17 protein-coding genes are annotated in these 15,412 nt (G+C 36.8%); 13 read left to right on the forward strand and 4 right to left on the reverse strand.

Annotated elements, in window-relative coordinates:
* Nucleotides 1-228 precede the first annotated feature (228 nt).
* The 13 genes from AC2A07_RS02760 to hisIE all read left to right on the forward strand — a co-directional run bounded on the left by AC2A07_RS02760 (nucleotide 229) and on the right by hisIE (nucleotide 12,448).
* Nucleotides 229-1,041 (forward strand): 2,3,4,5-tetrahydropyridine-2,6-dicarboxylate N-succinyltransferase, encoded by an 813-nt coding sequence (locus AC2A07_RS02760; RefSeq protein WP_484049105.1) that lies wholly within the window; start codon nucleotides 229-231, stop codon nucleotides 1,039-1,041.
* Between the two features lie 20 nt (nucleotides 1,042-1,061).
* Nucleotides 1,062-2,237: a glycosyltransferase family 87 protein gene (locus AC2A07_RS02765; protein ID WP_484049164.1), complete on the forward strand. Its 1,176-nt coding sequence runs from the start codon at nucleotides 1,062-1,064 to the stop codon at nucleotides 2,235-2,237.
* A gap of 9 nt (nucleotides 2,238-2,246) precedes the next feature.
* A complete protein-coding gene (locus AC2A07_RS02770) occupies nucleotides 2,247-3,176 on the forward strand; it encodes a glycosyltransferase family 2 protein (protein ID WP_484049106.1) in 930 nt (309 codons plus the stop codon).
* Nucleotides 3,177-3,179: 3 nt separating this feature from the next.
* Nucleotides 3,180-3,956, forward strand: a complete 777-nt coding sequence (locus AC2A07_RS02775; protein WP_484049107.1) for a polysaccharide deacetylase family protein — start codon at nucleotides 3,180-3,182, stop codon at nucleotides 3,954-3,956.
* Nucleotides 3,953-5,050, forward strand: a complete 1,098-nt coding sequence (locus AC2A07_RS02780; protein WP_314490838.1) for a glycosyltransferase — start codon at nucleotides 3,953-3,955, stop codon at nucleotides 5,048-5,050. The genes AC2A07_RS02775 and AC2A07_RS02780 overlap by 4 nt, the downstream gene beginning before the upstream one ends.
* 250 nt (nucleotides 5,051-5,300) lie before the next feature.
* Nucleotides 5,301-6,158 carry an ATP phosphoribosyltransferase gene (gene hisG, locus AC2A07_RS02785; RefSeq protein ID WP_484049108.1) on the forward strand — a complete coding sequence of 286 codons (858 nt, stop codon included), beginning with the start codon at nucleotides 5,301-5,303 and terminating at the stop codon, nucleotides 6,156-6,158.
* Nucleotide 6,159: 1 nt separating this feature from the next.
* Nucleotides 6,160-7,434, forward strand: a complete 1,275-nt coding sequence (gene hisD, locus AC2A07_RS02790) for a histidinol dehydrogenase (RefSeq protein WP_484049109.1) — start codon at nucleotides 6,160-6,162, stop codon at nucleotides 7,432-7,434.
* Nucleotides 7,435-7,439: 5 nt separating this feature from the next.
* A complete protein-coding gene (gene hisC, locus AC2A07_RS02795) occupies nucleotides 7,440-8,462 on the forward strand; it encodes a histidinol-phosphate transaminase (RefSeq protein WP_484049110.1) in 1,023 nt (340 codons plus the stop codon).
* 39 nt (nucleotides 8,463-8,501) lie between these two features.
* Entirely contained in the window at nucleotides 8,502-9,596 is a 1,095-nt protein-coding gene (hisB, locus tag AC2A07_RS02800) for a bifunctional histidinol-phosphatase/imidazoleglycerol-phosphate dehydratase HisB (RefSeq protein ID WP_484049111.1), read from the forward strand.
* Nucleotide 9,597: 1 nt separating this feature from the next.
* Nucleotides 9,598-10,176: an imidazole glycerol phosphate synthase subunit HisH gene (gene hisH / locus AC2A07_RS02805; protein WP_484049112.1), complete on the forward strand. Its 579-nt coding sequence runs from the start codon at nucleotides 9,598-9,600 to the stop codon at nucleotides 10,174-10,176.
* A gap of 180 nt (nucleotides 10,177-10,356) precedes the next feature.
* Nucleotides 10,357-11,100 (forward strand): 1-(5-phosphoribosyl)-5-[(5-phosphoribosylamino)methylideneamino]imidazole-4-carboxamide isomerase, encoded by a 744-nt coding sequence (gene hisA, locus AC2A07_RS02810; protein WP_484049113.1) that lies wholly within the window; start codon nucleotides 10,357-10,359, stop codon nucleotides 11,098-11,100.
* A gap of 11 nt (nucleotides 11,101-11,111) precedes the next feature.
* The gene (gene hisF / locus AC2A07_RS02815) at nucleotides 11,112-11,864 is read left to right on the forward strand and encodes an imidazole glycerol phosphate synthase subunit HisF (RefSeq protein WP_484049114.1); all 753 of its coding nucleotides are present in this window, start codon (nucleotides 11,112-11,114) and stop codon (nucleotides 11,862-11,864) included.
* Nucleotides 11,861-12,448, forward strand: a complete 588-nt coding sequence (hisIE, locus tag AC2A07_RS02820; protein ID WP_484049115.1) for a bifunctional phosphoribosyl-AMP cyclohydrolase/phosphoribosyl-ATP diphosphatase HisIE — start codon at nucleotides 11,861-11,863, stop codon at nucleotides 12,446-12,448. The genes hisF and hisIE overlap by 4 nt, the downstream gene beginning before the upstream one ends.
* Nucleotides 12,449-12,539: 91 nt before the next feature.
* Here the strand turns inward: hisIE and AC2A07_RS02825 are convergent, their stop codons facing one another.
* From AC2A07_RS02825 to infC, 4 genes are all read right to left on the reverse strand, one after another.
* Entirely contained in the window at nucleotides 12,540-13,709 is a 1,170-nt protein-coding gene (locus AC2A07_RS02825) for a M28 family peptidase (protein ID WP_484049116.1), read from the reverse strand.
* Nucleotides 13,710-13,805: 96 nt separating this feature from the next.
* Complete coding sequence (rplT, locus tag AC2A07_RS02830; RefSeq protein ID WP_047444038.1) at nucleotides 13,806-14,150, reverse strand: 50S ribosomal protein L20; 345 nt, start codon at nucleotides 14,148-14,150, stop codon at nucleotides 13,806-13,808.
* A 144-nt stretch (nucleotides 14,151-14,294) separates the two neighbouring features.
* Entirely contained in the window at nucleotides 14,295-14,492 is a 198-nt protein-coding gene (rpmI, locus tag AC2A07_RS02835) for a 50S ribosomal protein L35 (protein WP_034758008.1), read from the reverse strand.
* Nucleotides 14,493-14,794: 302 nt separating this feature from the next.
* The gene (gene infC / locus AC2A07_RS02840) at nucleotides 14,795-15,295 is read right to left on the reverse strand and encodes a translation initiation factor IF-3 (RefSeq protein WP_047444040.1); all 501 of its coding nucleotides are present in this window, start codon (nucleotides 15,293-15,295) and stop codon (nucleotides 14,795-14,797) included.
* Between the last annotated feature and the right edge of the window lie 117 nt (nucleotides 15,296-15,412).

Below are 15,412 nucleotides of genomic sequence, written 5' to 3' on the forward strand. Positions count from 1 at the left end.
TTACGAATCCAGCTGTATTCTTTGATCTCTGCTAATGAAAGGTTTAGTTAAAAAAATCAATAGCACCTCTAATGGATCTGTTAAATTTGATTCTGAACTGAATCCATATACATAAGGACATCGATTTAAATATGAATTACTTACCGCCAGAATAATAAGTTTCAGGGGCTTTACACAAGTTTTTGTATATTTGAACTCAAATTTATTAAACTGATTTAAAATAAACACATGTCGTTACAACAAACTATTGAAACTATCTGGGATCAAAGAGATTTATTACAAAACGAAGACAGCAAGGCAGCCATCAGAGAAGTTGTTTCTCTTTTAGATACCGGAAAACTTCGTGTTGCTGAACCAACCGAAAACGGATGGCAGGTAAATGAATGGGTGAAGAAAGCGGTGGTCATGTATTTTCCGATCCAGAAAATGGAGACTATTGAAGTAGGTCCGTTTGAATTTCACGATAAAATCCCATTGAAAAGAAATTATGCTGAAAAAGGTGTAAGAGTAGTGCCTCACGCTGTAGCAAGAGAAGGTGCATTTATTGCTTCAGGGGTTATCTTAATGCCTTCTTATGTAAATATCGGGGCTTATGTAGATTCCGGAACCATGGTAGATACCTGGGCAACTGTAGGAAGCTGTGCACAGATCGGTAAGAATGTTCACCTGAGCGGTGGAGTTGGTATTGGTGGTGTTCTGGAGCCGCTTCAGGCTGCACCGGTAATCATCGAAGATGACTGCTTTATCGGATCAAGATGTATCGTTGTTGAAGGCGTGCATGTAGAAAAAGAAGCTGTTTTAGGAGCAAATGTTGTTTTGACCGCTTCTACTAAAATTATTGATGTTACGGGTGCTGAACCGATCGAAATTAAAGGAAGGGTTCCTGCACGTTCAGTAGTTATCCCTGGAAGTTATACCAAGCAGTATCCTGCCGGAGAGTTTCAGGTTCCGTGTGCTTTGATTATCGGTCAGAGAAAAGAGTCTACCGATAAAAAGACCTCACTGAATGATGCTTTGAGAGAGAATAATGTTGCGGTTTAAATACAACTAACCAAAAACTCATTACCTTGAAACAAAAAATTTTAAAGTTTATTTTAAACCCCAGATATATATTTGGGGTTTATCTTATGATTGCAATGATTACTGCGATCTCAAAGTACGCAAGAGGATATCAGGCGATTAATAACTACCTGATTTTTAAGTATACCTACATCAATACGCTGCTTGAGAAAAATCTGTATCTGCAGTATCCGGAGCATTTTCAGGATTCCAATCATTACGGGATCTTTTTCAGTGTGCTCATTGCCCCGTTTGCTTTGATGCCGGATTGGCTCGGGATTTCTTTGTGGAATGTAGCCAATACATTTATATTTATTTATGCGATCTATAAGCTTCCCTTTTCAGATAGCAAAAAAGCACTGTTTGCATTACTTTGCCTGCAGGAATTTATTACCGCTGCTTTGAGTTTACAGTTTAATATTGCTCTCACCGGGTTATTGATGTTATCTGCAGTGTATATTTATGAGAAAAAAGAAGTGAAATCTGCTGTTTCCTTAATGATAGGAGTATTTGTCAAGATTTACGGAGTGGTCGGACTTTCCCAGTTTTTCTTCATTAAAAATAAAACGAAATTTATCATTGCTGGAATTATTATAGCATTGCTGTTTTTTGTATTTCCGATGATCTTTTCAAGCCCTGAATTTGTCATTCAGAGTTATAAGGACTGGTCCATTTCACTGGCAGAAAAAAACGGACAGAATCAAGGATTAAACAGTTATCAGGATATATCGCTGATGGGTTTTGTAAGAAGAATTTTAGGGGATTCTTCCATATCAAATCTTTCATTTTTAGCGTTTGGGCTTCCTTTGTTTGCGCTGCCTTACATCCGGATCAAACAGTATAAAAATTATACTTTTCAGCTGATGATACTGGCTTCGACTTTACTTTTCCTGGTATTGTTCAGTTCAGGATCAGAATCTCCGACTTATATCATTGCCGTTGCAGGCGTAATGATCTGGTTTTTTATGCAGAAAAAAAGAACACCACTGATCTGGGGGTTGCTTATTTTTGTAATCATTCTCACCTGTTTTTCACCTTCAGATCTGTTTCCAAAATCAGTTAAGGTGAATTACATCGTCAAATATTCTTTAAAAGCTGTACCTTGCATCCTCGTTTGGTTCAGGATTATTTATGAATTAATGACCAAAGATTTTGAAAAAGATTACAGTCTGCAATAATATCTACAGATGAAAAAAATATCCATTGTAATACCTGCTTATAATGAAGAAGGCAATGTTGCATCTATTCATCAGAAAATCAAAAAAGTTTTTTCAGAATTACCTCATTATGATTTTGAAATTATTTTCGTCAATGACGGAAGCAGAGATGCCACCCAGCAGCAGTTGAATCTGTTAGCCGAACAATATAAAGAAGTGAAATTTATTGAATTTTCACGAAATTTCGGACATCAGCCTGCCGTAAAAGCAGGTATGGACAGCGCATTCGGAAATGCCGTAATTTCAATGGACGGAGACCTTCAGCATCCTCCTGAACTTATCCCTCAGATGATTGAAAAATGGGAAGAAGGATATGATGTGGTTTTAACAGTAAGAAAATATCCTAAGGAAATTTCTTTCTTTAAAAGAAAAACATCTGATTTTTTCTATAAGATCCTGTCAGGTTTATCCGATGTCAACCTTACAAAAGGAGGCGGTTCAGATTTCAGGCTGATGGATGCAGGTGTCGTAGAAGTAATGAGGAAATTCAATGAAGATGACCTGTTTTTGCGCGGACTGACAAGCTGGATGGGATTTAAACAGACCGGTATCGATTTTACAGCCTGCGAAAGGCTTTCAGGACAGAGCAGCTACAATCTGAAAAAAATGATGACCTTTGCTTTTACAGGAATTACCGCATTCAGTATAAAGCCTTTATACATTGCTGCTTACTTAGGATTTTTGTTTTCAGGTTTATCCGTGATCGGTTATGGCATCTATGTGATTTATTCTTTTATTGAAAAAACTGAAATTTCCGGTTGGGCATCATTGATTATGACCATCGTTTTCTTTGGAGGCCTTCAGCTTATCATGCTGGGGATTCTGGGAATCTACCTGGGAAAAATCTTTAAACAGGTAAAAGCAAGACCCAACTACATCATCAAAAATAAAAATTTTTAAAAAATGGTCTTATTAAGTTTTGACATCGAAGAATTTGATATGCCATTCGAGTATCATGGGCAGATTTCTTTCGAAGAGCAAATTTCGGTTTCCCAGACCGGCTTAGAGAGAATTCTTGATCTTCTTAAAAAGCATGAGGCTAAAGCAACTTTTTTTTCGACCGTTGTTTTTGCCGAAAACAGCAGATCTTTAATAGAGAGATTACTGAGTGAAGGTCATGAACTGGCTTCACATACCTGGTTTCATTCAGAATTTGAAGAAAAACATTTAAAAGAATCCAGAGAAAAACTTGAAGAGTTATTTTCCACCCCTGTTACAGGCCTGAGAATGCCCAGAATGATGCCGGTAGATAAAAAAGCAGTTGAAAATGCAGGGTATCTTTATAACTCCTCCGTCAATCCTACTTTTCTTCCCGGACGATACAACAACCTCAAAGTTTCAAGAACCTATTTCAAAGAAGGAAAGGTGACCCAGATTCCGGCATCTGTTTCACCAAATTTCAGAATACCTTTATTTTGGCTGAGTTTTCATAATTTTCCTTTAGGGATATATAAAAAAATAGCGGCAGATACTTTAAAAAAAGACCGTTATCTCAATATCTATTTTCATCCCTGGGAGTTTGCTGAAATTAAAAAAACTGAGTTTAAGCTGCCAGGATTTACCGTTAAGAATTCAGGAGATGAAATGGTACAGCGATTTGATGAGTTTGTAGGCTGGCTGAAAAATAAAAATCACAGATTCGGGACCTTTCAGGAATTTTATAAAAGCATACCGTCATGAAGATAGCATTTGATGCAAAAAGATTTTTTCACAATACTTCCGGTCTTGGCAATTATTCAAGAGATCTGGTAAGGATTTTATCGCAGTATTTTCCCGAAAACGAATATCTTCTGATCAACAAAAATACTTCTGAAAGAGGGAAGGATATCTTGGAAAAAGAGAATGTAAAATTCATCGAATCTTCCAAAGGAAAATTTTCACGCCAGTTTAAAATGGGAAAAGATGCCCAAAAACATCACGCAGATATTTTTCACGGATTATCCGGAGAACTTCCTTTAAAATGGGATCAGACACCTGTCAAAAAAGTAGTGACAATCCATGATTTGATTTTCATGCGTTATCCTCAGTATTATTCTTTTTTTGACCGGAAAATTCATTTATGGAAGTTTAAAAAGGCAGCAGCTGCTGCCGATAAAATTATTGCCATTTCAGAACAGACGAAACAGGATATTATCAGGTTTTTAAACGTACCAGAAAGCAAAATTAATGTTATTTATCAGGGATGCCATCATGCGTTCAAAGAAAATCAATCTGAAGAGATGATTCTGAAAACCAGAGAAAAATTTAATCTTCCCAAAAGGTTTATCCTCAACGTAGGAACCATCGAAGAACGCAAAAATCTTCTCAATATTGTAAAAGCAATTTCTACAACAGAAATTCCGCTTATTGTTGTCGGAAGAAAAACAAAATATTATAAGAAGGTAAAGGACTTTATTCTGAAAAATAAAATGGAACAGCAAGTTCATTTTCTGGAAGGTGTTTCTGTGGATGAGTTAGCTGTATTATATAAACTTGCCGATATCTTCGTCTACCCCAGCTTTTTTGAAGGTTTTGGAATTCCTGTAATTGAAGCCCTGTTTTCAAAAACCGTTACGGTAACGAGCAATACAAGCTGCCTTCCTGAAGCAGGTGGTAATGATTCAGTTTATATCGATCCTGCCAATTATCTGGATTTAAAGTCTAAAATAGAATTTCTCTGGGACAGCGAATCTGAAAGAAAACGCCGTGTTGATAAAGGTTTTGAATTTGTTCAGAAGTTCACGGATGAAACTATTGCCAATCAGCTGATGAATTTTTATCATAGATTATTCTGAAAAATATTTGGAAGTTTAAAATTTTATCTTACATTTGTACCACAATATTCAAAAAATGACAACTACTTTTTTAACACTTCATCATTATCATCATTTCTCCTAAGACGGAATTGATTGATATTTGTGTTAAAATAATATAATAAAAATTAAACCGTCTGAGTCTACAGGCGGTTTTTTTGTTTCCTTATCTCTTCACAGAAAAAGTTCACATCCTATCGTTTTTACAGACTCAGACACAAGAAAAAGTGAAATGAGTACATTAAAAATTGCAATTCAAAAAAGCGGACGACTGTATGATGAATCTCTGCAGCTTCTCAAAGATTGCGGAATCTCTGTTAACAACGGAAAAGATCAGCTTAAAATTTCCGTCGAAAACTTTCCGATGGAAATTATGTTCCTCAGAAATTCTGATATTCCACAATACCTGGAAGACGGGGTTGTGGATATCGCTATCGTAGGAGAAAATCTTCTGGCAGAAAAAGAAAAAGATATTACGGTTGTTCATCAGCTTGGTTTCTCTAAATGCAGGGTGTCATTAGCGGTTCCGAAAGAAGTCGCTACCGATAGCCTGAACTATTTTCAGGGAAAAAAAATAGCAACTTCCTATCCGGCTACCTTACGCCGCTTTTTAGATGAAAATAAAATATCAGCAGAAATTCATGTCATTTCAGGTTCCGTGGAGATAGCTCCCAATATAGGTTTGGCAGATGGCATCTGTGATATTGTCAGTTCAGGAAGCACACTTTTTAAAAACGGTCTGAGAGAAACACTGACGATTATGAAATCTGAAGCTGTTTTGGCAAAAAATCCAAAGCTTAATTCTGAAAAAGAAATCATTCTTGACAAGTTTTTATTCAGAATTAAAGCAGTTTTAAAGGCTGAAAATTCCAAATACATTCTAATGAATGTTCCCAATGATAAGATTACAGATGTAGCAAATGTTCTTCCTGTTTTAAAAAGTCCTACCGTTATTCCTTTGGCTGAAGAGGGTTGGAGCAGTATTCATTCTGTGATTGATCAGGACAGATTCTGGGATGTTATTGATGAATTAAGAGAAAAAGGAGCACAGGATATTTTAATTATTCCTATTGATAAAATGGTTATTTAAGATGAATACATATATAAATCCAGACAGAGAAACATGGTTTGAACTTACCAAAAGACCGGTCTTTAAAAAGCAGGAAACTTCTGAAACCATCAGGGAGATATTCTCTGAAGTCGGACAGGATGGAGATCAGGCACTGATCAGATTTTCTGAAAAGTTTGATGCAGTAAAAATTGATGAACTCTCCTTAACGCAGGAAGAAATTAATCTATCGGTAGATTTGATTGCTGAAGATCTTAAGGTAGCCATTCAGGCAGCTAAAGAAAACATAACCAAATTTCATGCTTCCCAGGAAAGCGAAATTCAGAAAATAGAAACCAGCCGTGGGGTGATCTGCTGGAGAGAAAACAGGGCTATTGAAAAAGTGGGAATTTATATTCCGGGAGGAACGGCTCCTCTATTTTCGACTGTCCTTATGCTTGCTATTCCTGCTAAACTGGCAGGATGTACAGAGATTGTCCTTTGTACGCCCCCGGACAAAAACGGGAATGTCAATCCTGCTATTCTTTATACAGCAAAGCTTTGCGGTATTGACAAAGTATTTAAAGTTGGAGGTGCACAGGCCATTGCAGCAATGACCTTAGGCACACCGTCTGTTCCTAACGTCTATAAGATCTTCGGGCCTGGAAATCAATATGTTGTTGCCGCCAAGGATTATGCTCAGGATTTTGGTGTTGCCATTGATATGCCGGCGGGGCCAAGCGAAGTGTTGGTCATTGCAGATGAAACCGCGGTTCCTGCGTTTTGCGCAGCGGATCTGCTCTCGCAGGCAGAGCATGGAAGTGACAGTCAGGTCATTTTTATCTCCACAGACGAAGGTGTTTTTAACAAAACACTTGATGAAATAAAAAAACAGGTTCAGGAGCTTCCCAGAAATGAATTTGCCCGACAGTCTTTAAACAACAGTCATTTTATTCTGATGAATTCTCTGAATAATGCTCTTGAATTCAGTAATCTATATGCTCCTGAACACCTGATCATTGCAGTTAAAGACTACGAAAACACTATAACCAAAATCAGGAATGCGGGATCCGTTTTTCTGGGGAACTATTCCTGTGAAAGCGCCGGAGATTATGCCAGCGGAACCAATCATACACTGCCTACCTATGGTTTTGCCAAAAACTACAGTGGAGTCTCTTTAGACAGCTTTGTGAAAAAGATTACGTTTCAGAATATCTCACAGGAAGGTCTGCAGAATTTAGGAAACACAATAGAACTTATGGCAGAAGCGGAGGGTCTTTTCGCTCACAAAAATGCAGTATCAATCAGATTAAAATAAAAAATATGACCACTATCAACATACAGAACTTCGTCAGGAAAAATATACTTGAACTCAAACCATACATCAGCTTCAGAGACAATAATCTGTTTGAAAATCCTTTGCTCATGGATGCCAATGAAAGTCCGTACGGAAATTTTAACCGATATCCGGATTCCACTCACAGAGCAATCAGGGAAAAAATAGCAGGTCTGAAAAACATTCCATCTACTCAGATTGCAATCGGGAACGGAAGTGATGAATTAATCGATTTGATCATTAAAATTTTCTGTGAACCAAAAAAAGATTCGGTTTTAGTCATGAATCCATCCTTTGCGATGTACGGGTTTTACGCAACCATCAACGAGAATACAGTAGTACAGCTTGATCTGAACGAAAATTTTGAAATTGTAAAAGATGATTTTTTAAAAATTACAGGAGAAAGTCAGCCCAAAATCTTATTTCTTTGCTCTCCTAACAATCCTACCGGAAATGCAGTCCGTGATATCGAATTTTACATTCAGAATTTTAATGGAATTGTTGTTGTGGATGAAGCATACATTGAGTTTTCGGATCAGAAATCGTGTATTGAACTTATCAGACAGTATCCTAATCTGATCGTTCTGCAGACTTTTTCAAAAGCCTGGGGACTTGCGGGTGCCAGGGTAGGAATTGCTTATTCATCACAGGAAATAACAAATCTCTTTTATACAGTAAAATCACCTTATAACGTGAATGTTTTAAGTCAGGATCTCATTCTTGAAAGATTAGATCTGATCGAAGATTTTCAGACTAATCTTAATGATATTTTAAAAGAACGGGATTGGCTGAAAGAGCAGCTTACCGGATTAAATTGTATCACAAAGGTGTTTCCAACGGATGCCAATTTCTTTCTTGTTCAATTCAGAGAAGCTGAAGCAGTTTATGCAAAGCTGCTGGAAAATGAAATCCTCACCAGTAAAAGATTTCCTCAAATCCCTGATTGTATCAGGATCAATGTAGGAAACAGAGAAGAGAATCTCCGGTTGATTCAAATTTTAGAACAGTAATTTTCGGAATTCAGTTACAATAAGTTTATTTTATAAAAAATGAAAAAAGTATTATTTATAGATCGCGACGGAACACTGATCATTGAGCCTCCAAAAGATTTTCAGGTAGATACTCTGGAAAAACTTGAGTTTTATCCCGGGGTATTTCAAAACCTGTCAAAAATCGTCAGAGAATTAGATTACGAACTGGTCATGATCACCAATCAGGATGGATTGGGAACTGAAAGTTTTCCCTATGAAGACTTTATCAAACCTCATGAAAAGATGATGAAAGCTTTTGAAAATGAAGGAATTCATTTCAGCGAAATATTGATTGACCGGAGTTTTGAATACGAAAATTCACCCAACAGAAAACCTGAAACCGGTATGCTCGGGAAATATAGGTATGGAAATTACGATTTGGAAAATTCTTTTGTCATCGGAGACAGGATCACAGATATTAAACTGGCAAAAAATCTCAATTCAAAATCCATTTTCATCAGTGGACTTCCAGATGAGAATGCTGAACTTACAACTTTGAGCTGGGCCGAAATCTATCAGTATCTGAAGCAGATTCCTCGAAAAGGCAGGGTGTCGAGAAAAACAAATGAAACTGAAATAGAAATTGAAGTCAATCTTGATGGCAGCGGAACCTCCGAGATCAATACAGGACTTCATTTTTTTGACCATATGCTGGAGCAGATTTCAAAACACGGTAATTTAGACTTGAAAATTAAGGTGAATGGAGACTTACAGGTTGATGAACACCACACGGTTGAAGATACGGGTATTGTCCTCGGAGAAGCCTTACTGAAGGCTTTAGGTAAGAAGAAAGGGATTGAAAGATACGGTTTTTTACTTCCGATGGATGACTGTTTATCTCAGGTTGCTGTAGATTTCGGCGGCCGTCCATGGCTTGTCTGGGAGGCAGATTTTAAAAGGGAAAAGATTGGTGATGTACCTACAGAAATGTTTTATCACTTTTTTAAGTCATTTACCGATTCATCAAAGTGCAATCTGAATATAAAATCGGAAGGTGACAATGAGCACCATAAAATAGAATCTATTTTCAAGGCATTTGCCAAAGCACTGAAAATGGCAGTCTGCCAGACAGATCAAAACTTTAATTTACCTTCTACAAAAGGAAGCCTTTAAGATGATAGCAATTATAAAATACAACGGGGGTAACGTAAATTCCGTTCAGAATGCGTTAGAGAGACTAGGCGCTGATTCTGTCATTACAGATGATTTTGATTTCATACAAAATGCTGATAAAGTAATTTTTCCGGGTGTAGGAGAAGCTTCATCTACGATGAAAGTTCTGAAGGAAAAAGGATTGGATCTGTTTATTCCTGAGCTACAGCAACCTGTGTTGGGAATCTGCCTGGGAATGCAGCTGATGTGCAAAAGCAATGAAGAAGGCCATACCAGAGGAATGGGAATTTTTGACTGTAATGTAAGAAAGTTTCCTCCGCTTGATCTGGTTCCGCATATGGGCTGGAATACGGTATCCGGACTGAAATCACCTCTGTTTGCGGAAATAAATGAAGAAAATGATCTGTACTTTGTCCATAGTTTTTACTGTGAGCTGTCATCGGATACCACTTCAGTCTGTGATTACATTATTCCGTTCAGTGCCTCATTGCAGAGAGATAATTTCTTTGCCACGCAGTTTCACCCGGAGAAATCAGGGAAAACAGGAAGTACAATTCTGGAAAATTTCCTAAAGATGTAATTAAACAGTTTTTAAAACATTAATTATTGTCTCGGTGAATTAAAAACGTTAAAACTTTACTGACAATTAAAACAAAAAAGACACATAATGAATAATCGAATGCAAGGTCAGTTCATTTTCAATGACAAATAAATGACAAGTATATTACCTTATTGACCATACCTAATTAAACAAATAGAAATGAAGATAATTCCTGCCATAGATATTATAGACGGTAAATGCGTAAGACTTTCAAAAGGGGATTACGCAACCAAGAAAATTTATAATGAAAATCCTCTCGAAGTAGCCAGGGAATTTGAGGATTCCGGGATTCAGTTCCTGCATCTTGTAGATCTTGACGGTGCAAAATCAAAACATATCGTCAATCAGAAGATTTTGGAAACTCTTGCTGCAAAAACCTCCCTGCATATTGATTTCGGGGGCGGGCTGAAGACGGTAGACGATATAGAAACAGCCTTTAATGCAGGGGCAAAAAAGATTACCATTGGCAGTATTGCGGTTCAAAATCCTGAATTCTGTTATACCTTAATAGAAAAATACGGAACAGAAAGAATCATACTAGGAGCCGACTGTGAAAACAGAAATATAAAAACTTCAGGATGGCTGGAAACCAGTGATAAAAATGTCATTGATTTTATTCTTGACTATCAGCAAAAAGGAATTCAGAATGTGATCTGTACAGATATTTCAAAAGACGGGATGCTGCAGGGTGCCTCTACAGAATTGTACCTGGAAATTTTAGAACGTACCTCCGCTCAATTGGTAGCAAGCGGTGGAATTTCCTGTATCGAAGATGTATACCTGATGCAGGAAATCGGATGCAGTGGAACAATTATAGGAAAAGCAATTTATGAAGGTAAAATTCAGATGATTGACTTACAGAAATTCATTGAAAACTCTCCGCAAATCAGAAATCAGAAGTAAAAAATAAAGACATGCTCAAAAAAAGAATAATCCCCTGTCTGGATATTAAAGACGGAACAACGGTAAAAGGGGTCAACTTCGAAGGTCTGATCAATGCCGGAGACCCGATACAGCTGGCGAAAAAATATGAAAACGAAGGTGCCGATGAATTGGTTTTTTTGGATATAACAGCCACTGTAGAAGAAAGGAAGACTTTTGCCGAACTGGTAAAAGACATTGCAAAAGAAATGAGCATCCCATTTACCGTTGGTGGTGGTATTTCATCTGTTGACGATGTAAGGAAATTACTCGAAGCAGGAGCTGATAAAATAAGCATCAATTCTTCTGCAGTGAAAAACCCTGATCTGATCTGTGATCTGGCAAAAGAATTCGGCAGTCAGTGTGTGGTCGTTGCAGTCGATACAAAATTCGTCAATGATGATGACTGGGTTTTTGTAAAAGGCGGAAGAGAAAGAACCCCCTTCAAGACTCTGGATTGGGCTAAAAAAGCAGAAGACCTGGGAGCAGGTGAAATTCTTCTGACCTCAATGAATGGTGACGGTACAAAAAGCGGCTTTGATCTGAGAATTACCCGACTGATCTCAGAAAACATTACTATTCCTCTTATTGCTTCAGGTGGTGCAGGAAAAACAGAGGATTTTGAATATGTCTTTAATCAGACAAAAGCAACGGGAGCACTGGCTGCAAGTGTTTTCCATTTTGGAGAAATAAAAATCAGCGATTTAAAAAAGGAATTAAAAGAAAGAAATATTAACGTACGATGAAAATAGATTTTAACAAAACAGACGGACTGGTACCTGTCATTATTCAGGATGACCGAACCGGACAGGTTCTGATGCTGGGATACATGAACGAAGAGGCTTTTATAAAAACAGAAAAAGAAGGAACCGTTACTTTTTTCAGCCGTTCAAAGAACAGGTTATGGACAAAAGGTGAGGAGTCGGGAAACTTTCTGAGGGTGAAAAATATAGCGATTGACTGTGATCAGGATACATTACTGATCAAGGTAGTTCCGGAAAATGTCGTATGTCATACGGGAAGTTTCAGTTGCTTCGGTGAAAAAGAATCCAAAGGGTTTTTGTATGAACTGGAAGATAAAATAAACCGGAGAATTGATGAGCAAGTTGAAGATTCTTACACCTATTCTCTGTATAAGAGAGGGATTAATAAAGTGGCTCAGAAAGTAGGAGAGGAAGCGGTGGAAGTCGTGATCGAAGCGAAAGATGATAATGATGACCTTTTTAAAAATGAGTCAGCAGATTTATTGTATCATTTTCTTATTTTACTTAAAATAAAAAAAATGAGCCTGCAGGATATTGAAAAAGTACTGCTTACCAGAACTTCATGATCAGAGAATTTTGATATTCAATTTCATTCAAAAGTTAAAAATAAATTCCGGAAAAAAACCGGAATTTATTTTAATAAAGCAAAATTAAATTTTATTTTGCGATCACTATCTTTCTTACCGCACTCTCATGATCAGATTTTATCACACACAGATACGCTCCATTTTCCAAACCGGATACATTGACCGCTTTCTGATTTTCAGATTTTAAAACTGATTTTCCACTCATGTCATTAATTTCCACGGAGAAATTCCTGATCTGATCCGGCAGTTCAATATTTAACATATTTTTTACCGGGTTCGGATAAACTTTTAATGTTTCCAGAGAGTTGATTTTAGATTCACTGACTGATAATGTTGTGTTTGCCACTGCAAAATGTTGAAGTGCGCCGACAGCCGCTTTTCCTGCATTGAATACGTAGGTAGGATCGACATTGGCAAAGGTATCATTAGCAGAATGCTCATTGAAACTTCTCACGGTTTCATAAAAACCTGTTATAATATCTCCTTTATTTTCAAAAGGAATATAGTCTGAAGAATAAGCATTTGACATGGTTGTCTGAAGAGGTGAGTAGAGTGCAGTGCAGGTAGCCAGCTGCTGGGTAAATGCCAGGGATGCTGCATTGTTAGCGGTCAGCCCGCTTTGATCACTTTCACATTTAATATTGTTATTAAGATTTCCCAACTGTCCGCCTACCTGATCAATATTAAAAACAACTCTAAGATTCAGCTGACGTATATTATTCTGAAAAACTACATTATTCACATAATGTGTACTTCCTACAAGACCCTGTTCTTCGCCTGAAAAATGAATGAATTTTACTGAATATTCTGTGGGAATATCCTTAAGAATTCGCGCTGCTTCCAGCAGAATGGAAGTTCCGCTTCCGTTGTCACTGACTCCCGGCCCGTTTATCGTATCGTAATGCCCACAGATTATGACATATATATTGGGATAAACGGTTCCGGTCTTCGTAATAATAAGGTTCTTTGAAGTATTTCCTCCAACGGTAAAGCTGTCTTCTGTGATCTGATTTGCAGTGTACCCGTATGCCTGGTATTTTGCCTTAAGCCAGTTTAAGGCATTGTTGTTGGCAGTTGAACCCGTCGTTTTTACACCGAATGCAGCAAATTCCTGCAGCAGTGTAGTAATATTGGTTTCAGTAACCAGGTTTGCCCTGTTTTGGTAAGTCTGAATAAAGCTTTGAGCGTTCGCCTGATAAGTTGCTAAAGAAAGAAGCAGAAGAGTAGTTAATTTTTTCACTTTAGATAAAATACTTTAATATTCAGCAAATGTAGATAATAAAAAAATCCCGAGCAAAAAACTCGGGATTTAATATTGATAACAAAAAATTTTACATTATTTTACTTGATCTACAACTGCTTTGAATGCTTCAGGATAGTTCATTGCTAAATCAGCTAAAACTTTTCTGTTTAATTCAATGTTGTTCTTTTTAAGAGCTCCCATAAACTGAGAGTAAGACATTCCGTGCTCTCTTGCACCTGCGTTGATACGCATGATCCAAAGTGATCTGAAGTTTCTCTTTTTCTCTTTTCTTCCACGGTAAGCATATTGCATTGCTTTTTGTACCGCGTTTTTAGCAACAGTCCAAACGTTCTTTCTTCTACCGAAAAAACCTTTAGCTTGTTTCATTAATTTTTTTCTGCGAGCTCTTGAAGCTACGGCATTTACTGATCTTGGCATAATTTAAATTGTTTTTTTGAAAAGGGCGGAAGATTTGTAATTGATAATAAATTATGAATCACTTATCATTCTCTTAGCTGCACCGTTTCAGGGTTAAAATGTTGAATTGTTATTCTTATAAACCGAATAAAGGATTTATAAAAACTACTTAATTGCTAATTGACGTTTAACGCTTTTCTCGTCCACTTTTGCAACATAAGAAGTCTGCGTAAGATTTCTCTTCTGCTTAGTTTCCTTTTTTGTCAAGATGTGGCTTTTGAAAGCACCTTTTCTTTTAATCTTACCCGTTCCGGTAAGTTTAAAACGCTTCTTAGCACCTGATTTCGTTTTTAATTTTGGCATTGTTTGCTTTTTTATGTTTTTGTTATCAATACTATTCTAAGGTAACATCTGAATTTTTATCAATAGGAGCAATCAAAAAATCAATTGTTAATTGGGCAAATTACCAGAATGTTACATTTAATATATGGATGCAGTAAATGGTTTCATACACTTTATGTAGGCTTACCACTTTATATTGCACGCAAATATTTGGTTTGCAAAATTACGAAAAATAATCATACAAAAAGAGACTTTCAATAGAAAATCTCTTTTTGTATATTTCCGATGATAATAAGCATCACACTTATTATCTGAATGTCAAATTATTTAGCTGGTTTTTTAGGACTCATCATCATAATCATCCTTTTACCTTCCAGTTTAGGAAGCTGATCTACTTTTCCTACATGCTCCAGTTCCTGAGCAAGTTTAAGAAGTAAAATTTCCCCCTGATCCTTAAAGATAATAGAACGTCCTTTGAAAAATACGTAGGTTTTCAATTTTGAACCTTCTTCCAAAAACTTTTCAGCATGTTTTTTCTTAAAATCATAGTCATGTTCATCAGTCTGAGGTCCGAAACGAATCTCCTTAACAACTACTTTGATCTGTTTTGCTTTAAGTTCTTTTGTTTTTTTCTTTTGCTCGTATAAAAACTTTTTATAGTCTAATATTCTCGCAATAAAAGGTTCAGCTTTGTCTGAAATCACGACCAAATCTAATTCCTGTTCTTTGGCAATTTGTCTCGCTTTGTCAATTGGGAAAATTCCCGCTTCTACGTTGTCGCCCACTAAACGAAGTTCTCTTACGCGAATCTTATCGTTTATCATGTGTAAGTCCTCCTGAGGTGGACGTCTTTGTGGGCCTCTGTTGTTAAATCTTTGTGCTATCGCTTTATAATTTTATTGGTTAATAACTTATTTTGAATTGAGAGATTAAATGATTAA

This window comes from Chryseobacterium sp. HNCC26DJ238, from assembly GCF_057180465.1.